Source organism: Demequina litoralis (assembly GCF_030418455.1).
GTDB classification, from domain to species: Bacteria; Actinomycetota; Actinomycetes; order Actinomycetales; family Demequinaceae; genus Demequina; species Demequina litoralis.
The window spans coordinates 59,928-78,569 of the sequence record NZ_JAUHPW010000005.1; the positions used below are offsets into that span (position 1 = coordinate 59,928).

Here is an 18,642-nt window from a genome sequence, read left to right on the forward strand (position 1 = left end):
GGGCTCGGTGGGCGCTCCCGGCCGTCCTAGAGGCCGGGGAACCAGATGCCGATCTCGCGCTCGGCTGACTCGGGCGAGTCCGAGCCGTGCACGATGTTGTGGATCACCGGCAGGTCCCACTGGCGGGCGAGGTCGCCGCGGATGGAGCCCGGGGTCGCGGTGGTGGGGTCCGTGGTGCCGGCGATGGTGCGGAAGCCCTCGATGACGCGCTCGCCCTCGGCCACGACCGCGAGGACGGGTCCGGACAGCATGAACTCGACCAGCGGGTCGTAGAAGGGCTTGCCCACGTGCTCCTCGTAGTGCTCGGCGAGCAGCTCCGGGGTGGCCTGGCGCAGCTCCACGGCGGCGAGCGTGTAGCCCTTCGCCTCGACGCGGCGGAGGACCTCGCCCGTGAGGCCGCGCTTGACGCCGTCGGGCTTGACCAGGATGAGGGTGCGTTCCGTCATGGTGGGGAGCCTAGCGGGGGTGCCGCGGGCGGTGTCCACCGGCGGGGGCGGGGGCGGGGCCGGGGGCGGGGGCGAGGGTCCCGGGCCCGCCCGTGTCAGGATGGACCCGTGATCACGATCGACGACTTCGACACGTATCCCGACTTCCCCATCGAGGGCATCCTCTTCTACGACATCGCCCCGATCCTCGCGAGCCCCGAGCGCTTCCGCGAGGCGTGCATCCAGCTCATGCCGCCGAGCGGCGCGCCCGTCGACGTGGTCGCGGGCGTGGACGCGCGCGGCTTCATCTTCGCGCCGGTGGTCGCGCAGACGCTCGACGTCGGCATGGCGATGGTCCGCAAGAAGGGCAAGATGCCCGGCGTCGACCTCCTCGAGTCCTCCGCGGAGATCGAGTACGGCGCGCGCGACCTCGCCGTCAGCGCGGGCTCGGTCGAGGGCAGGCACGTGCTCGTCATCGACGACGTCCTCGCCACCGGCGGCACTGCCCGCGCGGTCGCCGAGATGCTCGAGCGAGGCGGCGCGGCGTCGGTGCGCTTCAGCTTCCTCATCGAGATCGGCGAGCTGCCCGGCCGGGAGGCGCTGGAGGGCTACGAGATCACCTCGGTCGTCACCGTCTGACGGGACGATGCGCGGGTCGCGGGCCGCTCAGCCGTTGCGGTAGCCGGTGGACCAGCGCACCGCGAGCAGCACGAGCGGCACGAGGACGAGGCTCGCGAAGGACACCTCGAACGCCACGAAGCCCTGGCTGATGTCCATGGGCAGCGGGTCCAGCGAGCGCAGGTAGCCGGCGTGCACCGCGATGCCGGTGACGAGCGCGGCGCCGGACAGCACGATGATCGCGACCAGGAACCACGGCGGCAGCTGGCGCGTCTCCGGGTGCTCGCGCAGGAAGCGCGACCAGCGCGTGAGCATGTAGAACACGGACACGTTGACGAGCATGAGCCCCGCGAACAGCAGCGCGTAGACCGCGGCGGACGGCCGCCCGAGCCCCGCGAACGCGTAGAGCGATGCGTGCTCGAGCTGCCAGAACACCAGCGTCAGGCCGAGCACCCCGAGCGCGAGGGCGCCGCCCATGCGCCAGAGGAACCTGCTCACGCCTGGTCGCCCTCCGCGGTGGCCGGGTCGGCGGCACCGTCGGCGACGTCGCCCGCGGGCGCCTCGGCGTCCTCCGCGGCGGCCCGCTGGGCACGCTCGCGGTCGATGCGCGCGCCCAGGCGCAGCCCGATGATCCAGGTCACCAGGAACGTGGCCCCGATGACCGCGATCGTCGAGTCGATGAACCCGCCGAGCAGCATCGGCACCTGCAGCGCCCAGCCGAGCCAGCGGCCCCACCGCTTGCGCTGCTGCCCCACCGCGTAGCCGAGCAGGACCACGAGCCCGAGCCCGCCGCCCCACAGCAGCCCGGCGGGGATGTCGGTCTCGCCGGCGCGGGAGAGGCCCCACAGCGCGAGCACCGCGAAGAACGCGGCGAGCGACTGGAGCGCGAGGACGGCCTGGCAGAAGGTCAGCGTCGCGGGACGCTGGGGACGTGCGCTCATCGGGCCTGCCCCTGGCCCTTGCGGCGGTCGGCACCGGTGAGGATGCGGGTCTCCGCCACCAGGGTGATCGACCCGACCACCAGCACGCCCGCACCGAGGTCGTTGTCGCGCTCGGCGCGCTGCACGGCCGCGTCGATCGCGTCGGGCACGCTGTCGGTCGAGGTGACCCGGTCCTCGCCGAACACGGCGATGGCGATCCGCTCGAGCTCCTCGACGGGGATGGCCCGCGGCGACGGCGAGGCGGTGACGACGACGTGCGCGAGCGCGGGCTCGAGCGCCGCGAGGATGCCCTCGGCGTCCTTGTCGGCGAGCACGCCTACGACGCCCACGAGCGTCTCGAACGCGAAGGACTCGTCGAGCGCGTCCACCATGGCGTCGATGCCGTGCGGGTTGTGCGCGGCGTCGACGAGGATGAGCGGCGACGTCCGGACCGCCTCGAGGCGGCCGGGCGAGCTCACCTGCGCGAAGCCGGCCTCGACGGCCTCCCCCGACAGGGCCGCGGGCTCGCCTCCCGCGGCGAGCAGCAGCTCGACCGCGGCGAGGGCGAGCAGCGCGTTGTGAGCCTGGTGGGCGCCGTAGAGCGGCACGAAGATGTCGGCGTACGTGGCGGCGGGCGTGCGCAGCGTGACGAGCTGGCCGCCGACGCCGGGCTGACGCTCCCTCACCTCGAGGGCCTCGCCCTCCCAGTAGGCGCGCGCGCCGCGCTCGGCGATCGCGGACTCGAGGACGGGCACCACGGAGTCGGACTGCTCGGCGATGACGGTCGCGGCGCCGTCCTTGATGATCCCCGACTTCTCCGCCGCGATATCGACGAGCGAGTCGCCCAGCCACTGCTGGTGGTCGAGGCCGATGGGCGTGATGACGGACACCTCGCCGTCGACCACGTTGGTGGCGTCCCACACGCCGCCCATGCCGACCTCGACGACCGCGACGTCGACCGGCGCGTCCGCGAAGGCCGCGAGGGCGAGGACCGTGAGGACCTCGAAGAAGCTCATGCGTGGCCCGCCGGCCTCGACCGAGCGTGCGTCGACCATGTGGATGATCGGCGCGACGTCGAGCCACAGGCGCACGAAGTCCTCGCGCTCGATGGGCTCGCCGTCGATCTGGATCCGCTCGCGCACGGTCGTGAGGTGAGGCGACGTGAACAGCCCGGTGCGCAGCCCGTGCTCGCGCACGAGCGACTCGGTCATGCGCGCGGTCGAGGTCTTGCCGTTGGTGCCGGTGAGGTGGACCACCTTGTACGCCTGCTGAGGGCTGCCGAGGAGGTCGCACGCGTCGCGGACGCGGTCGATCGTGGGTTCGAAGTCGTGCTCGGGGTTGCGGGAGACGATGTGCGCGTAGATCTCGCGCTCGGCCTCCTCGAGGCTCAGGCCGCCGAGGTCAAGGTCGGTCATGGCTCAAGTGTGTCACGCCGCGCCCGGCCCGCCGCCGCATCGTCCGCACGATGCGGCGGCCCGATCGCTAGGCCGGGACCGCGCCCGTGTCGCCCGTGTCCTCGACGGGGACGTCGGCGGCGTCCGCCGCCGCGACCACGGTCTCGGCGTCGACCGTGGCGGGCATGTGGGTCGCCTGCAGGTGGCGGCGCGCCTCGGCGACGAGGGTGATCGAGCCGGCGATGAGCACGCCGCCCTCGCCCTCGGCCTCCGGGGCGAGCGTGGTCGCCATCTGCACGGCGTCGGGGACGGACGGCGCGACGCGCACGCGGTCGGCCCCGAAGATGGTGCGGGCGCGCTCGGCGAGCACCTCCGCGTCGGAGGCGCGACGCGACGTGGTCTGCGTGATGACCACCTCGTCGATGAGCCCCGCGAGGCCGGTGAGGATGCCCTCGGAGTCCTTGTCCGCGAGCACCGCGACCACGCCGACCAGACGGTCGAAGTCGAAGGTCTCACGGAGCGTGTCGGCGAGCGCGGCGATGCCGTGAGGGTTGTGCGCGGCGTCGACGATGACGGTCGGCTCGGCGGACACGACCTCCATGCGGCCGGGCGAGGTCGCGCCGGCGAAGCCGCGGGCCACCGCGGGGAGGCTGAGCGCGCGAGGCACGCCGGCGCCGATGAACGCCTCGCACGCGGACAGCGCGATGAGGGCGTTCTGCGCCTGGAACTCGCCGTGCAGCGGCACGAACACGTCGACATAGTTGCGCGACGCGGTGTGCATCGTCACCACCTGGCCGCCGGGGACGATGCGCCGGTCGGACACCGACATGTGCGCGCCCTCCCAGAACACCGAGGCCTGGCGCTGGGCGGCCGCGGCGACGATGATCTGGGCGGCCTCGTCGCGCTGGAGCGCGCTCACGACGGTCGCGCCGGGCTTGATGACGCCGGACTTCTCGTGCGCGACGCCGGGCAGGCCGCCGGTGAAGTACTTGTCGTGGTCGAGCGCCATCGGGGTGAGCACCGCGATGCGGCCGTCCGCGACGTTGGTGGCGTCGCGGAGTCCGCCGATGCCGACCTCGAGGACGAGCGCGTCGACGCCCGCGTCCGCGTAGGCGACGAAGCCCAGGACGGTGAGCACCTCGAAGAAGCTCATGCGCGGGCCGCCGCGCTGGAGCGACGCCTGATCGACCGCGTGGATCGCGGGCGAGATCTGCTGCCACAGGCGCACGAGGGCGTCCTGCGGCAGCGGCGCGCCGTCGATCATGATGCGCTCGCGCAGCGTGGTGAGGTGCGGCGAGGTGAACAGGCCCGTGCTGAGGCCGTGGGCGCGCAGCAGGGATTCGATCATGCGGCTGGTCGAGGTCTTCCCGTTGGTGCCGGTGACATGGATGATGTCGAGCGAGCGATGCGGATCGCCGAGCAGCGACAGCGCCTGCGTGACGCGCAGGAGCTTGGCCTCGTGGTCGGCCTCGGGGGTGCGGGCGAAGATGTGCGCGTCGATCTCGCGCTCGGCCTCGGAGAGGCTCAGTTCGGGGAAGACATCCGTTGTCACGAGGGTCAATTGTGCGGCACGTTCCGAGGTGCTCGTGACACCTTTCGAGGCCCTTCTCGCGGAAGCCATCGACATGCCTCTCTACCAGGCATATCACCCCTATTTCGGCCGTGTTTCGGGACGATGCGCGACACGCCCGGGCGCGACACGCCGCGCGGCGCGTCGGAAGGGTCGCGGGACGGGCGCGGCGGCGTCCGCCGGGAGGCCGTCTGGGAGCGCCCGGGGCGCCCCTCACGCGCCGCGGCCCTCCACCTGAGAGCGCGCACGGCGCACCGCATCGTCCCCGGCCGTCGGCCCGACGATCCGGACCAATCGCACATCCCCATACCTAGCAGGCAACACGCAGATTCGGGACCGTGTGAGGTTTCCCCGTGACACGCATCGTCGGGTGCATTATCTTGTCCCGACGGTTGTCGCACATGCTGAGGGGGATTGCGTGACCGAGTCGATGGAGCCTGCCCACGGCCTGCCGGTCGCGGGTTGGTACGTGGACCCGCTGGATGCGGGTGTGCTGCGCTATTGGGACGGCGCCGCCTGGACCGCGCACGCGCGGCCCGTGGAGGACGAGCCGGAGCCCGAGCGCGCCCCGAAGCACCGGCTCGGGCTGGCCGCCGTCCTCGGCATCATCGCCTCGACCGCCCTGCTGGGCGTCGCGCTCGTCGCCATCGCCGCGCTCGCCCAGCGGGAGGCCATGGCCGCGGACGATGCGACCGACCGCGTCGTGGTCGAGACCACGACCGCGCAGACCGCGGCGGAGCCCGCCGCGCCGAGCGGCAGGACCCTGGCCAAGCGCGCGCGGCGCGATCTCGAGGAGCTGGGCGTCACCGTGGTGACGGCCTTCGCGGACCGGCCGGACGCGACCGTCGACGTCACGCAGGTGGACGGCGACTACGTGGTGCTCGCCGACGGCACGGAGTACGCGCGCATCGAGGTCGCGGAGGGCGTCGAGCTCGGCGACTTCGTCGCAGGCGGCGCCGACTCCTTCTGCGTCTGGGTCACCACCCCCGCCAACGGCAAGGTGGCGCACTGGTCGCCGCTGGACGTCGCGGACGAGGACGGGCGCGTCGACCGCTCGGGCGGCTGCGCGGACGTCGTCCGCTGACGGTCAGGCCTGCTCCCCCGCCGTGTCGAACAGCGGGGTCGAGAGGTAGCGGTCCCCGCGGTCGCACGCGATGAACACCACGGTCGAGCCGGGTTCCTCGGCGGCGATCTCGAGGGCGATCGCGGCGGCGCCTCCCGAGCTCATGCCCACGAGCAGGCCCTCGCGGCGCGCGAGCGCGCGGGTGGTCTCGACCGCGCGCTCCTGCGTGACGGTCCGGACCTCGGCGATGTGCGTGGGGTCGAACACGCGGGGCAGGTACTCCGGCGGCCACGCGCGGATCCCCGGGATGGCGGCGCCGGGCGCGGGCTGGATGCCGATGACCCGCACGCGCGGGGCGATCGCGTGGAGCCCGCGGGACAGCCCCGTCACGGTGCCGGTGGTGCCCATCGAGGACACCACGTGGGTGACCGTGCCCTGGGTCTGCTCCCAGATCTCGGGGCCGGTCGCGAGCTCGTGCGCGCGGGGGTTGGCGGGGTTGGCGAACTGGTCGAGGCGCACCGCGCCAGTGTCGCGCGAGATCTGCTCGGCGGTGTCGCGGGCGAGCTCCATGCCGCCCTCCTTGTCGGTCTCGACCACCTCGGCGCCGTAGGCGGTCATCGACAGCGACCGCTCGCGCGAGGAGCCCGCCGGCATCACCAGGATCATCCGGTAGCCCTTGACGGCGGCCGCGGCGGCGAGCGCGATCCCGGTGTTGCCGCTGGTCGCCTCGACCAGCGTCGCACCAGGGGCGATGCGGCCGTCCTGCTCGGCGGCGGCGATCATGGAGAAGGCGGGCCGGTCCTTGACCGAGCCGGCGGGGTTGTCCCCCTCGAGCTTGGCGAGCACCATGCCGCCGCCGTCGACGGGCAGGCGCTGGAGGCGGACGACGGGCGTGCGTCCGACGAGGTCGGCGATGGTCGGCGGCGCGTACGGGGTCACCATGCGCCCATCATGCCCGTGACCTTGCGCTTTCGTCCCGCACCCGCGCTACGGTGGCCGAGGAGGTGCCCATGCCCACGCTTGTCGTCTGCGCCGCTCCGGTCGCAGGAATGCCCGGATGCCGCGCCGAGCTCGTCGACCCCGACGCCCCCATCGCGACCGCCACCGACGCGGGCCTCACCCGCGGCGACGGGGTGTTCGAGACGGTCGGCGTGCACGACGGTCGGATGCACGATCTCGAGCCGCACCTCGAGCGCCTCGCACAGTCGGCGTCGATGCTCGACCTGCCGGCGCCGGACCTCGGCGCGATGCGCGACGCCATCGCGCTCGCCGTGCGGTCGCTGCTCGAGTCGCTGCCGGCGACTCCCCCGACCGCGCTGGCGAAGGTGGTCTACACGCGCGGACCGGAGCACGGCCCGCAGGCGGGACGCCCCACCGGCTACGTCTACGCGGACGTATTCCCCGACGTCACCCGGCAGCGCACCGAGGGCGTCGCGGTCGTCACGCTCACGCGCGGCTACCCGCACGCCATCGGGGCGAAGGCCCCGTGGCTGCTCGTGGGCGCGAAGACGCTGTCCTACGCGGTCAACATGGCCGCCGAGCGTCACGTCAAGGCGCTGGGGCTCGACGACGCGATCCTCACCTCCACCGACGGGTACGTGCTCGAGGCCCCCCGCGCGACCGTGCTCGTCCGGCTCGGCGACGAGATCGTGACGCCCGCGGCCGAGGGCGGTCTGCTCCACGGCACCGCGCAGCGCGCGGCCTTCGAGTCCTTCACGGCCCGCGGCTTCGCGTGCTCGTACCGCGACCTGACCGTCGCCGAGCTCGAGGCGGCCGACCACGTGTGGCTCACCGACTCGGTGCAGCTGCTGCGCCCGATCCGCGAGCTCGACGGGCGCATGCTCGTGGTCGACCGCGGCCTCACGGACGGCGTCAACGCCGACCTGCTGGCCGCCGGCTGACTCCCCCGTTGACCCCGTTGACCCCGTTGACCCCGTTGACCCCTCCACGCGGGTGAGGCACTCCTCCACACGAACCGCCCGATGTGAGCGGGCACATGGTCGGGATGGGGCGTGTCGCGGGCGTGTCGTGTGGAGAGGTCCCCGGGTGGCTACTCCCCGGTCTCGACGGGACGGCCCTGGTGCGCCCACGCGGACCACGAGCCGGGGTACAGCGCGGCCGTGAACCCGGCGATCTCGAGCGCCGCGATCTGGTGCGCCGCCGTAACGCCGGAGCCGCAGTACACGGCCACCTCGGACCTGCCGTCCACACCCAGCTGCGCGAAGCGCGCCTCGAGCTCCGCGGCCGCGAGGAAGGTGCCCCCGGCGCCGACGTTCTCGCTGGTAGGCGCGTTGACGGCTCCCGGGATGTGGCCCGCGACGGGGTCCATCGGCTCGATCTCGCCGCGGAACCTCTCCCCCGCCCGCGCGTCGAGAAGGAGGCCACGCGCGGGCCAGGCCGCCGCATCGTCCGCCTCGATGACGGGCATGCCGTCCCAGCCCAGGCCGATCGAGCCGGGCTCGGGCGCGACGGCACCGGTCTCGACCGGCAGGCCGGCGAGGACCCACGCGGCGTAGCCGCCGTCGAGGATCCGCACGTCCACCCCGGCGTGGCGCAGCAGCCACCACGCGCGGGCGGCGCCGAAGCCGTGGCCGGCGTCGTAGACCACGACCGCGTCGCCGTCGTTGAGACCCCACGCCCGGGCGGAGGCCTCGAGCGCGTCCCGCGAGGGCAGCGGATGCCGGCCGCGGGTCGGCTCGCCGATGTCCGCGAGCTCGGTGTCGAGGTCGACGTACGCGGCACCGGGAAGGTGGCCTTCCGCGTGCTCATCGGCGCCGTTGGGCTTCGTGAGCGCCCACCGCACGTCGAGCAGGCGCGGCGGCGTGGACGATGCGAGGGCCAAGGCGAGCTCGGCGGGCGAGATGAGCACGGTCACGCGTCGACCTCTCCACGCAGGCCTGGGTCGCACAGCCTCCTGCGGCACGATGCGCGCCCGACACTCCGACGACACGCCCGCATCGAGGTGGAGGAGCGCATCACGTGCGTGGAGAGGTCCACGCGGCGAACGGGAGTCATGCCTTGGAGACCTCGACCGCCTGCGCGCCCTCGGCCACCTTCACCTCGACCGCGAGCACCTCGCCCGCGATGAGCTCCTGGTGCGCCGCGACGGCGGCCACGCGCTCCGCGGGCACGGTGAGCGACAGCACGATGCGGTCCGAGACGTTGAGCCCGGCGTTCTTGCGCTCGTCCTGGATCGCCCGGATGAGGTCGCGCGCGAAGCCCTCGGCCTCGAGCTCCGGCGTGATCGCGGTGTGGAGCAGCACGAAGCCGCCGCCGGGCAGCACGGCCGCGGCGGTGTCGCCGCCCTCGCCGCCGCCGATCACGGTCGCGAGCTCGTACTCGCCCTCGACCAGCGCGATGCCGCCGGACACGACCTGACCGGACGCATCTGACCAGTCGCCCGTCTTGGAGCCCTTGATCGCAGCCTGCACGTCCTTGCCGATGCGCGGGCCGGCCGCGCGGGCGTTGACGGTGAGGCGGCGCTCGACGGGGTTCGCGGCGGTGAACTCCTCGACCGTCACCAGCGAGACCGCCTTGACGTTGAGCTCCGACGCGATGAGCGCCGCGTAGTCCTGCAGCGCCTCCGGCGACGCGACGGCGACCTCGAGCGAGGTGAGCGGCTGGCGCACGCGGATCTGCTCCTTCTTGCGCAGCGCGTGCGCGGAGGACACGACCTCGCGGACCTGGTCCATCACGGCGCCGAGCGAGTCGTCCGCCCAGGCCGCGGGCGCGACCGGGTAGTCGGTGAGGTGCACCGAGCGCTCGTTGGTGAGGCCGCGGTAGATCTCCTCGGTGGCGAGCGGCAGCAGCGGGGCGGCCAGGCGGGTCAGGGTGACGAGCACCGTGTAGAGCGTGTCGAACGCGTCCTGGTCCTCGTCCCAGAACCGGTCGCGCTGCGTGCGGACGTACCAGTTGGTCAGCAGGTCCATGAACTGGCGCAGCGACTCGGACGCCCCGGGCACGTCGAAGGCCTCCATCTGCGCGGTCACCTCGGACACGAGGTCCGCGGTCTTGGCCAGCACGTACCGGTCCATCACCGGCAGCGACGCGACCCGCGCATCGTCCACCTGCGATCCCAGCACCCCTTCCCCACCGCGGGCGGCGCCGGCGTACAGCGTGAAGAAGTAGTACGTCGACCACAGCGGCAGCAGCACCTGGCGGACGCCCTCGCGGATGCCCTCCTCGGTGACGATGAGGTTGCCGCCGCGCAGGATGGGCGAGGACATGAGGAACCAGCGCATCGCGTCGGAGCCGTCGCGGTGGAACACCTCGTTGACGTCCGGGTAGTTGCGCAGCGACTTCGACATCTTGCGGCCGTCCGAGCCGAGCACGATGCCGTGGCTCACGCAGGTCTTGAAGGCCGGCCGGTCGAACAGCGCCGTCGCGAGGACGTGCATGACGTAGAACCAGCCACGGGTCTGGCCGATGTACTCGACGATGAAGTCCGACGGGTTGTGCGTGTCGAACCACTCGCGGTTGTCGAACGGGTAGTGGACCTGGGCGAACGGCATCGAGCCGGAGTCGAACCACACGTCGAACACGTCGCTGATGCGGCGCATCGTCGCCTTGCCCGACGGGTCGTCGGGGTTGGGGCGGGTGAGGTCGTCGATGAAGGGACGATGCAGGTTGGGCTCGCCCTTGTCGTCCAGCGGGAGGCGGCCGAAGTCGCGCTCGAGCTCCTCGAGCGAGCCGTACACATCCGTGCGCGGGAACGCCGGGTCGTCCGAGACCCACACGGGGATGGGCGTGCCGAAGTAGCGGTTGCGCGAGATCGACCAGTCGCGGGCGCCCTCGAGCCACTTGCCGAACTGGCCGTGCTTGATGTGCTCGGGGACCCAGGTGATGTCCTCGTTAAGCTCGACCATGCGGTCGCGGAACTCGGTCACGCGCACGAACCACGAGCCCACCGCGCGGTAGATCAGCGGGTTCCGGCAGCGCCAGCAGTGCGGGTAGCTGTGGTCGTAGGTCTCGTGGCGCAGGACGATGCCCGCCTCCTTGAGGTCCGTGATCACCTGCGGGTTCGCGTCGAAGACCTGCTGGCCCTCGTACTGCGGGTACTCGGACGTGAAGCGGCCCTTGGAGTCGATGGGCATGACCGGCTCGATGCCGGCCTCCTGGCACACGAGCATGTCGTCCTCACCGAAGGCCGGGGCCAGGTGGACGATTCCGGTGCCGTCCTCGGTCGACACGTAGTCGGCGGGGAGGACCTGGTGGACGTTGTCGCGGTCCGCGTAGGTGGCGAAGGGGGCCTTGTAGCGGCGGCCGGCGAGGTCGCGGCCCAGCACGGTGCCGACGATGCGCGCGTGCTCGGGCGCGGGCACCTCGCCCTCGGGGGCGAGCGCGCCGAGCTCGCGGGCGTAGGCGCCGACGCGGGCCTTCGCGAGGACGATGCGCGAGCCGGCGAAGGCGCTCTCCGAGCCGGGCTCGACGACGACGTACTCGATGTCCGGGCCGACCGCGGCCGCGAGGTTCGAGGGCAGCGTCCAGGGCGTGGTGGTCCACACGATGAGGGACTCGCCGGTGGCGTGGCCCGCGTCGTCGAGCAGCGGGAACAGCACGGTGAGGGCGGGGTCCTGGCGCATCGCGTAGACGTCGTCGTCCATGCGCAGCTCGTGGTTGGACAGCGGGGTCTCGTCGCGCCAGCAGTACGGCAGCACGCGGTAGCCCTCGTAGGCGAGGCCCTTGTCGTAGAGCTCCTTGAAGGCCCAGATGACGGACTCCATGAAGGTCACGTCGAGGGTCTTGTAGTCGTTCTCGAAGTCCACCCAGCGGGCCTGGCGGGTGACGTACTGCTCCCACTCCTTGGTGTACTTCAGCACCGACTGCTGGCACGCGTCGTTGAACGCCGCGATGCCCATCTCCTCGATCTGGGACTTGTCGGTGATGCCCAGGATGCGCTCGGCCTCCAGCTCGGCGGGCAGGCCGTGCGTGTCCCAGCCGAAGCGGCGCTCGACGCGCTTGCCGCGCATCGTCTCGAAGCGGGGCACCACGTCCTTGGCATAGCCGGTGAGGAGGTGGCCGTAGTGCGGCAGGCCGTTCGCGAAGGGCGGGCCGTCGTAGAAGACGAACTCGTTGTTGCCGGCCTCGGTGCGCGCGGGACGGTTGTCGATGGACGCCTGGAAGGTCTTGTCCGCCTCCCAGTAGGCGAGCACGTCCGTCTCGATCGACGGGAAGTGCGGCGACGGGGGCACCTCGACATGCGCGTCCTGGTCGGAGCTGCGGTGGAGGGGGTAGCGCGCGGCGGTCATGCGGTCCTCTGCGGTGGTGGTCCTGGCGTTCTTCTCGACTGCGAGGACGCCCCGTCCCGAGGGACGATGCGCGGTACCACCCCGCTTGCCTCCCACCGGGGTGGAGGGCCGCTCGTTGTCGCTGTGACGGGCTGCCCGTGCGGTTCTACTGGGGCCGAGGCCCGTTCTTCCGCAAGCTCGCCGGTGATGGCCGGGTCGACGCTGCTGCGTAGAAGTGTACCGGGAGGCTCCCGGGACGGTCACCCGGCAGCGGCGGTGAACCACGCCCGGATGGCCTGGGCTGCGAGGTCGTCGGCGTGAGGCTCGGTGACCACGGCGACGGCCTCCGACCCCTGGACGTGCACCCACAGGCGCCACGCGCCCTCCGCGCCCGGATCGGCGACGTCGATCCGCACCCCGGTCCCGGCGGTGGCCGCGATGCCCACGTCCGCCACCGTGACGTCGAGGCCGTCGTCGGCGGCCGCCTGCGCGCACAGGGTCGCGGACGAGTCGACCGTGTCGAGGTACGCTGCGGCGTCCTCCGCGGTGGCGAACGAGCGGGCGTACACCCCGTTGACGGGGTCGTCCGCGGGTCCCGAGGACGACACCACGGTGCCGAGCGGCACCGGCTCACCGCCCAGGTCGGCTCGTCCGGCGAGCCGTGCGTAGGTGTCGAGCTCGGCGCACGCGGGCACGTCGACGATCCCGGCGCCCCACACGTCGGCGAGGGCCGCCGCGGTGCCGTCGGGGTCCACGTCCGCGCCGAGCACCATCCAGTCGCGCGCGAGCAGCGCGTCCGTGGGGGTCGCGGCGGGCGGGGCGGGCTCGATGCTGCCGCGGGGGCCGGTGACCAGGACGGCGCCGACCGCCACGGCGCCGGCGACGGCGAGCGCTCCTGTCGCCTCGGCGGCGCGGCGCCACGCGCGCCGCGGCCGGATCGCGTGCTCGTACAGCGCGCTCTCCTCGCCCCGGTGCTCGGCCGCGAAGCGGCGCGACTCCTTGTCGAGCGAGTCGAGGAGCATGCCCCTGAGGTCGTCGGTCATCGTTCACCCCTTCTCGGCGCCGCCACGGCGATGCTCTCGCGAGGCTCCTCGGCGAAGCCCAGGTCGCCGAGCGTCTCCCGCAGGTGGGCGATCGCGTCGTGCAGGTAGCGCTTCACGGCCCCCTCGGAGATGCCCATGCGGGCGGCGGTCTCGGCGGTGGTGAGCTGCTCGACGTGGCGCAGGACCACGCACGCGCGCTGCCGGGCGGGCAGCTCGCGCAGCGCGAGCACCACCGCATCGTGCTCCCCCGCATGCTCGTCGGCGGGCGGGCCGTCGCGCTCGATCAGCAGGTGCTGCTTCGAACGCGCGACGGCCTGCGAGCTGCGCCGGTTGAGCAGCTGCGTGAGGATGGTCCGTCGCACGTAGGCCTCCGCGCGGTTGACGTCGTCGAGTCGGCGGGCCCGCGAGAAGGTCCGGATGATCGCGTCGTGCACGAGGTCCTCGGCGGTGGGACGGTCGCCCGCGAGCAGGTAGGCGTAACCCACGAGGCTGCTCCGGCGCTCGCGGATGAGGGTCTCCAGCACGCCCTGCCATGCCCTCATGGTGAGCCGCCCTCCCGCTGCCCGCACCGTCCGTCCATCATCCCTCTCGCCCCCGTCGCCGTCACCCGGCGGCCATGTGGTCGAGGAAGTCGGCGATGACCTGCGCGGCGACCGCCTCCTCGTCGTCGACGCCGGGCAGCTCGACCGTGATGGCGTCGACGCCGTCGACGTGCACGTACTGGGTCCAGCCGTCCCGCCAGTCCGTGCCCACCACCTCGCCGTCGAGGTCGTAGTCGGTGGCGACACCCTTGGCCCAGACGATGCGCACGGTCGGCTCGTCCAGGCCCGGGAGCGTGACCTCGTCGACCGTCGCGACCTCGTGCTCGAGGACGTTCGTGCCCTCGTCCCAGGTGGCGGTCGAGGTGAACCCTTCGCAGTGGGCGCCGAGCACGGCGGCGGGGACGGCGGCGGCGAGGACCTCGTCGCCGAACACGCGCACCTGGACCTCGATGCTCGGCTCGAACGGAGGCTCCTCGGGCATCTCACCGTCCGGGAAGTACCATCCGACCGCATAGCGGAGGTCGCGTCCGGCGGCGCCGAGGTCCTGGTCGGTCGCCAGCCGCGTCGCGTCGTCGAAGGGAGCGCACGCGGCGGGTTCGATCACCCCGGACTCCTCGGCGTACCAGTCCTCCACCGCGTAGACGTCGCCTCTGCCGGCGAACTGCGACGGGACGTCGAAGCCCGCGATCTCCGGCTCGAACGAGCCCAGCAGCGCGCTGAGCTCCGCGTCGTCCGCCGGACCCGTCGTCACCGTCGCGACGGAGGCTGACGGCGTGGCCGCCGCGGCGTCGCCGGGCTCGGTCGCGTCGCACGCGGCGAGAGCCCCGGCGGCCACGCCCACGGCGCCCCACCACATGATGCGTTCTGCGGTGCTCATGCCCCGACCTCCCCCGAGGCCCCTGCGCGGGCCTCTCCCCCTCTGAACAGGCGACGGCGCGGATCGGTTGTGCCGCCGCCGGCGACCGCCGCCTGCCGTCCGGTGCTCATGCGCTCAGCCCGCGTTCATGTGATCGACGAACTGGCCGATGAGCCGGGCCGCGAGCGCCTCCGGATCGTCCTCGCCGATCACCTCGACCTCGATCGCGTAGGGCCCCTCGACATGCACGTACATGCTCAAGCCTTCGTCCCGCGACCCCTCGTCGACGGCCTCGCCGCCCTCGTCGTACAGCACCCACGACCCGGCCGCGAAGTCGACCCGGACGGAAGGCTGGTCGAGCCCCTCGAGCTCGACCTCGGCCACCTCGTCGAGGCTGTGCTCGGCACTCAAGGAGCCGTCGTCCCACGTCGATGTCCAGGTGTACGCGGAGCAGTCCGCCTCGAGCAGGCTCGGGTAGAGCGACGCAGCGGCCTCCTCATCGCCGAACACGCGCGTCTGGACGTAGACGTGATGGACCGCCTCGGACGGCATGACGCCTCCCTCGACGAAGAAGCCGACCGCGTCCACCAGGTCGTCGGCGGCGTCGCCATGATCGTCACCGGTGCCCAGGCCTATGGCGTCGTGCAGCTCGGTGCAGGAGGCAGGCTCCACGACCCAGGTCTCGTCGAAGTGCTCGGAGGCGGTGGCCACCGGCGAGTCGGTCTCGCTCGCCAGCTCCAGCCCGTCGATGTCGACAGCCGCACCGAACGCCTCGAGCCTGCGCGCGACGTCCTCATCTGTCGACGCACCGGCATCGGCGGCGGCGGTCCGCATGGCGGCGACCGAGGCCGACGGCTCGGCCTCCCCCGCGGACGACACCTCGCACGCCGCGAGCGTCGGAGCCGCGCACGCGACGGCTCCCAGGACGGCGAGCCGGGCCCGGCGGGCCGCTCGAGCTGATCGGCTCATGATGGCCTCTCCCCCGACGGCCCCGCGGCCGCCTCACCACCTCAACAGGCCACCACACCGCATGGTTGTGCGCGAGTCGGGAGACCCATCACTCCCGCCCGAGCGCCCGCGCGACCGCGGCGCTCAGGTCCTCGGCGCTCGGCCGCCGCAGCACCGCGCCGACCACGCGGTCGGGCCTCACCACGGCGACGTCGCCGCGGTACAGGCGCGCGCCGAGCGGGAGCGCCTCGACACGCACCACTGTCAGTCCGGGCGGTGCGGCGGGCGGCTCGCAGCCCACCGCCACGAGACTGGCCCGGCCCGCCAGCGCCCCGGACAGGCGCCGCCCGTCCGGCAGCGTCACGTCGGGCACGCGCCTGCCCACGGGACCGCTGCGCTGCCCGCCGGCCAGCCGGGCCGAGTCGCGCGACCGGTTCGCCAGGTCGCGCATCGACAGCCGCCGCGCGAGCATGCGCGTGAACCACGGCGCACGGGTCGCGACACGCATCGCGAGGAAGGCCGGCGGGCGCAGCCATGGGGGCGTGCGGAACTCGAGCGCCGAGTTGACCCGGGCGCGGCGGGCGACCACGTCGGCGATGCGCTCCCTCTCCCGCGCGTAGCCGTCCAGCATCGCGTCGGCGCCCGCGCGGTCGCCCGCCGCGTCGGCTCGCAGCGCCGCCGCGAGCGACCACGCGAGGCTCTCGGCGTCCTGGATGCCCTGGTTCATGCCCTGCCCGCCCGCGGGCGAGACCAGGTGGGCGCTGTCGCCCGCGAGGACGATGCGCCGCCCCAGCCGGAAGCTCGGCACCCGATGCTGGTACGGCGTCGTCTCGCTCTGCCACGTGATCCGTACGGCACGGTCCCCGAACAGCGCCCGCACGAGCTCGTCGCGCACGTCGCCCGTGACCGGCCCGCGCCCCTCGAGCGAGGCGAGCACGCGCCAGCGGCGCCGCCCGAACCGCAGCCCGGCCAGCAGGCCGGGCCGCTCCCCGGCGAGCACCACCGGCGGCAGGGCGTCGTCGCCGTCGACCTCGACGTCGCACACGAGCAGGCCGACGGCGAGGCTGCGGCCCCGCGTGCCCACACCCTGCGACTCGCGCACCACCGACCGCGCGCCGTCGGCCCCCACCGCGTAGGCCGCGCGCAGCGTCGTCCAGTCGCCGTCGAGCGATGCGACCGCCACGGCGACCGCCGCATCGTCCTGCCGCACGCCCGTGACCTCGCCGCGGACCATCCGGACCAGGGGCGACGCCTCGACGGCCTCACGCAGGACAGCCTCGGTGGCGGACTGCGGGAGCACCAGGAAGCCGGGCATCGCGCTCGCGGCGGCGAGCGAGCCGAGGTCGACGGCGAAGATCGGGCGACCGGTCTCGACCGCGACCGGCGCGATCGTGTCCCGCGGGTCGCCGGCCGCGACGAGCCCCTCCGCGAGCCCCCACGCGTCGAGCGCCTCGAGCGTCCTCCCCCACACGCCGAAGGCCTTCGACTCGGGGGTCGGCTCCGGACGCCGCTCGACGAGCACGCTCGCGACGCCGTGGTGGGCCAGGCCGAGCGCGGTCGCCATCCCGACGGGACCGGCGCCCACCACGACCACGTCGGCATCGAGGGTCGTCACGTCGCGCGCACCTCCCGTCCTCGCTGCCCCCGCCGGGAACGCACGGGACGATGCGTCTATTCAGCCAGACGGACCGGGCGGGCGCGACGGCGCTACCGGCGCGCCCCGTGGATCCAGGCGCGGATGATCGCGGCGCCGAGGTCGGGGGCTCCCGGGTCCGCGACCACGGCGACGGCCTCGGTGCCGTCGACGTGCACCCACAGGCGCCACGCGTCGCGCGTGCCGCGCACCTGCATGGCGACGGCCACCGCCTCGCCGTCGAGGCCCTCGATCAGGTGGCGCAGGACGGTGGCCGTGGTCCCCCACTCCGCGACGGCGGCCGCGCAGGTGTCGGCGATGCGCTTGAGCTCGCCGAGGTACCGCGAGGCGACCTCGACGTTCTCGAACCTGCGCACGTGCAGGTCGTTGGCGGCGCCGTCGTCCTGCACGAACGCGCCGACGTGCACCCCGGTCGACCAGTCCGAGCCGCCCTCGAGGCTTCCGAAGGTCTCGAGGGCCGGGCAGGCGCTGGACGTGCCGCTCACGTCGCCGACGGCCGCCGCCAGCGAACCCGCGCTCGCCGTGGGATCGACGACGAGCCCCCCGACGCTCCAGCCGGCCTCGCCGGGCACCGCGTCGGGATCAGCCGCCACCGTGGCCGCCGCTTCGGCCGAGGCACCGACGGGCGCGGCCTCGTCGCGCGCGGGCCCGAGCGCGAACGCGAGGCCGAGCGCACCGACCGCGGCGACGCCCGCGAGCGCCGGCACGGTCCAGCGCGCCCGGCGGCGAGGCACGATCGCGCGGACGTACAGGCCCGTCTCGTCGCCGCGGTGCGCGGCGGCGAACGCGCGCTCCTCGTCCCCCGCGACCTCATCGAGCACGTCCCCGAGCTCCTCGGTCATGGCTCTCCCCTCCGCGACGCCACCGGTGCGGCGCGCGCTCCCGAACCCAGAACAGCGGGGCCGCGCACGCGGTTGGGTGCGACGGCGGCGGGCGGTTCGCCGCTCACCGCGCGCCGCGCATCGTCCCGGCGCAGACTGGTGGGACAGCCGGCGACGCGGCCGGCATAGGGAGGGGACATGCCCAAGTACGTCTTCATCTACCACGCGCCGCCGATGCCGGCCGATGCGGCGCCGCCCGAGCCCGAGCAGGTCCAGGAGATGATGGACGCCTGGTACGGGTGGGCGAACAGCGTCGGCGAGAACCTCATCGACCTCGGCACGCCGCTCTCGGGAGGCGTCCACGTCGAGCCCGACGGCCTGACCGGATCGACCAAGGAGGTCGCGGGCTACTCGATCCTCATGGCCGACAGCATGGAGGCCGCGGTCGAGCTCGCGCAGTCGCATCCGCACCTCAACATGCCTGGTGGATGCTCGATCGAGGTGCACGAGGCGGAGCCGCTCCCCGGCGCCTGAGCCTGGGAGGACCCGCACAGCTTCCGC

18 protein-coding genes are annotated in these 18,642 nt (G+C 73.4%); 4 read left to right on the forward strand and 14 right to left on the reverse strand.

Annotated features, from left to right (window positions below; genetic code table 11):
- Nucleotides 1-26: 26 nt before the first annotated feature.
- Nucleotides 27-446, reverse strand: coding sequence for a nucleoside-diphosphate kinase (gene ndk / locus QQX09_RS07675; protein ID WP_301133087.1), 420 nt, complete (start codon nt 444-446; stop codon nt 27-29).
- 108 nt (nt 447-554) lie between these two features.
- On the opposite strand from ndk, the gene QQX09_RS07680 reads away from it, so the two are divergent.
- Nucleotides 555-1,064 carry an adenine phosphoribosyltransferase gene (locus QQX09_RS07680; protein ID WP_301133088.1) on the forward strand — a complete coding sequence of 170 codons (510 nt, stop codon included), beginning with the start codon at nt 555-557 and terminating at the stop codon, nt 1,062-1,064.
- Between the two features lie 27 nt (nt 1,065-1,091).
- On the opposite strand, the gene QQX09_RS07685 is transcribed toward QQX09_RS07680, so the two are convergent.
- From QQX09_RS07685 to QQX09_RS07700, 4 genes are all read right to left on the reverse strand, one after another.
- Nucleotides 1,092-1,541, reverse strand: a complete 450-nt coding sequence (locus QQX09_RS07685) for a hypothetical protein (RefSeq protein WP_301133090.1) — start codon at nt 1,539-1,541, stop codon at nt 1,092-1,094.
- A complete protein-coding gene (locus QQX09_RS07690) occupies nt 1,538-1,984 on the reverse strand; it encodes a DUF4233 domain-containing protein (RefSeq protein WP_301133092.1) in 447 nt (148 codons plus the stop codon). The genes QQX09_RS07685 and QQX09_RS07690 overlap by 4 nt, the downstream gene beginning before the upstream one ends.
- Nucleotides 1,981-3,378 carry a bifunctional folylpolyglutamate synthase/dihydrofolate synthase gene (locus QQX09_RS07695; protein ID WP_301133094.1) on the reverse strand — a complete coding sequence of 466 codons (1,398 nt, stop codon included), beginning with the start codon at nt 3,376-3,378 and terminating at the stop codon, nt 1,981-1,983. The genes QQX09_RS07690 and QQX09_RS07695 overlap by 4 nt, the downstream gene beginning before the upstream one ends.
- Before the next feature lie 67 nt (nt 3,379-3,445).
- On the reverse strand, nt 3,446-4,909 hold the full coding sequence (locus QQX09_RS07700; RefSeq protein ID WP_301133096.1) for a bifunctional folylpolyglutamate synthase/dihydrofolate synthase: 1,464 nt from the start codon (nt 4,907-4,909) through the stop codon (nt 3,446-3,448).
- A 436-nt stretch (nt 4,910-5,345) separates the two neighbouring features.
- Between QQX09_RS07700 and QQX09_RS07705 the strand changes: the two genes are divergently transcribed.
- Nucleotides 5,346-6,011, forward strand: coding sequence for a DUF2510 domain-containing protein (locus tag QQX09_RS07705; protein WP_301133098.1), 666 nt, complete (start codon nt 5,346-5,348; stop codon nt 6,009-6,011).
- 3 nt (nt 6,012-6,014) lie between these two features.
- Here QQX09_RS07705 and cysM read toward each other — a convergent pair whose 3' ends face one another.
- Nucleotides 6,015-6,932 (reverse strand): cysteine synthase CysM, encoded by a 918-nt coding sequence (gene cysM, locus QQX09_RS07710; RefSeq protein WP_301133100.1) that lies wholly within the window; start codon nt 6,930-6,932, stop codon nt 6,015-6,017.
- Nucleotides 6,933-7,000: 68 nt separating this feature from the next.
- On the opposite strand from cysM, the gene QQX09_RS07715 reads away from it, so the two are divergent.
- Nucleotides 7,001-7,891, forward strand: coding sequence for an aminotransferase class IV (locus tag QQX09_RS07715; protein ID WP_301133102.1), 891 nt, complete (start codon nt 7,001-7,003; stop codon nt 7,889-7,891).
- 149 nt (nt 7,892-8,040) lie between these two features.
- On the opposite strand, the gene QQX09_RS07720 is transcribed toward QQX09_RS07715, so the two are convergent.
- The 8 genes from QQX09_RS07720 to QQX09_RS07755 form a co-directional block, all read right to left on the reverse strand.
- A complete protein-coding gene (locus QQX09_RS07720; RefSeq protein ID WP_436969055.1) occupies nt 8,041-8,865 on the reverse strand; it encodes a sulfurtransferase in 825 nt (274 codons plus the stop codon).
- Nucleotides 8,866-9,001: 136 nt separating this feature from the next.
- Nucleotides 9,002-12,238 carry an isoleucine--tRNA ligase gene (gene ileS / locus QQX09_RS07725; protein ID WP_301133104.1) on the reverse strand — a complete coding sequence of 1,079 codons (3,237 nt, stop codon included), beginning with the start codon at nt 12,236-12,238 and terminating at the stop codon, nt 9,002-9,004.
- Between the two features lie 239 nt (nt 12,239-12,477).
- Nucleotides 12,478-13,260 carry a hypothetical protein gene (locus tag QQX09_RS07730; protein ID WP_301133106.1) on the reverse strand — a complete coding sequence of 261 codons (783 nt, stop codon included), beginning with the start codon at nt 13,258-13,260 and terminating at the stop codon, nt 12,478-12,480.
- Complete coding sequence (locus QQX09_RS07735; protein WP_062526519.1) at nt 13,257-13,802, reverse strand: sigma-70 family RNA polymerase sigma factor; 546 nt, start codon at nt 13,800-13,802, stop codon at nt 13,257-13,259. Before QQX09_RS07735 ends, QQX09_RS07730 begins: the two co-directional genes overlap by 4 nt.
- Nucleotides 13,803-13,863: 61 nt before the next feature.
- Nucleotides 13,864-14,679 (reverse strand): hypothetical protein, encoded by an 816-nt coding sequence (locus QQX09_RS07740; protein ID WP_301133111.1) that lies wholly within the window; start codon nt 14,677-14,679, stop codon nt 13,864-13,866.
- A 114-nt stretch (nt 14,680-14,793) separates the two neighbouring features.
- A complete protein-coding gene (locus QQX09_RS07745; RefSeq protein ID WP_301133113.1) occupies nt 14,794-15,627 on the reverse strand; it encodes a hypothetical protein in 834 nt (277 codons plus the stop codon).
- A gap of 88 nt (nt 15,628-15,715) precedes the next feature.
- Nucleotides 15,716-17,221: an FAD-dependent monooxygenase gene (locus QQX09_RS07750; protein ID WP_301133114.1), complete on the reverse strand. Its 1,506-nt coding sequence runs from the start codon at nt 17,219-17,221 to the stop codon at nt 15,716-15,718.
- 92 nt (nt 17,222-17,313) lie between these two features.
- A complete protein-coding gene (locus QQX09_RS07755; RefSeq protein ID WP_301133116.1) occupies nt 17,314-18,102 on the reverse strand; it encodes a hypothetical protein in 789 nt (262 codons plus the stop codon).
- A 177-nt stretch (nt 18,103-18,279) separates the two neighbouring features.
- Here QQX09_RS07755 and QQX09_RS07760 point away from each other — a divergent pair, with 177 nt between their 5' ends.
- Entirely contained in the window at nt 18,280-18,615 is a 336-nt protein-coding gene (locus QQX09_RS07760) for a YciI family protein (RefSeq protein WP_301133117.1), read from the forward strand.
- Nucleotides 18,616-18,642 lie beyond the last annotated feature (27 nt).

Coding starts and splice junctions, on each gene's coding strand:
- ndk (WP_301133087.1), bottom strand. CDS start 446: ATGACGGAACGCACCCTCATCCTGGTCAAGCCCGACGGCGTCAAGCGC.
- QQX09_RS07690 (WP_301133092.1), bottom strand. CDS start 1,984: ATGAGCGCACGTCCCCAGCGTCCCGCGACGCTGACCTTCTGCCAGGCC.
- QQX09_RS07695 (WP_301133094.1), bottom strand. CDS start 3,378: ATGACCGACCTTGACCTCGGCGGCCTGAGCCTCGAGGAGGCCGAGCGC.
- cysM (WP_301133100.1), bottom strand. CDS start 6,932: ATGGTGACCCCGTACGCGCCGCCGACCATCGCCGACCTCGTCGGACGC.
- QQX09_RS07715 (WP_301133102.1), top strand. CDS start 7,001: ATGCCCACGCTTGTCGTCTGCGCCGCTCCGGTCGCAGGAATGCCCGGA.
- ileS (WP_301133104.1), bottom strand. CDS start 12,238: ATGACCGCCGCGCGCTACCCCCTCCACCGCAGCTCCGACCAGGACGCG.
- QQX09_RS07730 (WP_301133106.1), bottom strand. CDS start 13,260: ATGACCGACGACCTCAGGGGCATGCTCCTCGACTCGCTCGACAAGGAG.
- QQX09_RS07735 (WP_062526519.1), bottom strand. CDS start 13,802: ATGAGGGCATGGCAGGGCGTGCTGGAGACCCTCATCCGCGAGCGCCGG.
- QQX09_RS07740 (WP_301133111.1), bottom strand. CDS start 14,679: ATGAGCACCGCAGAACGCATCATGTGGTGGGGCGCCGTGGGCGTGGCC.
- QQX09_RS07745 (WP_301133113.1), bottom strand. CDS start 15,627: ATGAGCCGATCAGCTCGAGCGGCCCGCCGGGCCCGGCTCGCCGTCCTG.
- QQX09_RS07755 (WP_301133116.1), bottom strand. CDS start 18,102: ATGACCGAGGAGCTCGGGGACGTGCTCGATGAGGTCGCGGGGGACGAG.
- QQX09_RS07760 (WP_301133117.1), top strand. CDS start 18,280: ATGCCCAAGTACGTCTTCATCTACCACGCGCCGCCGATGCCGGCCGAT.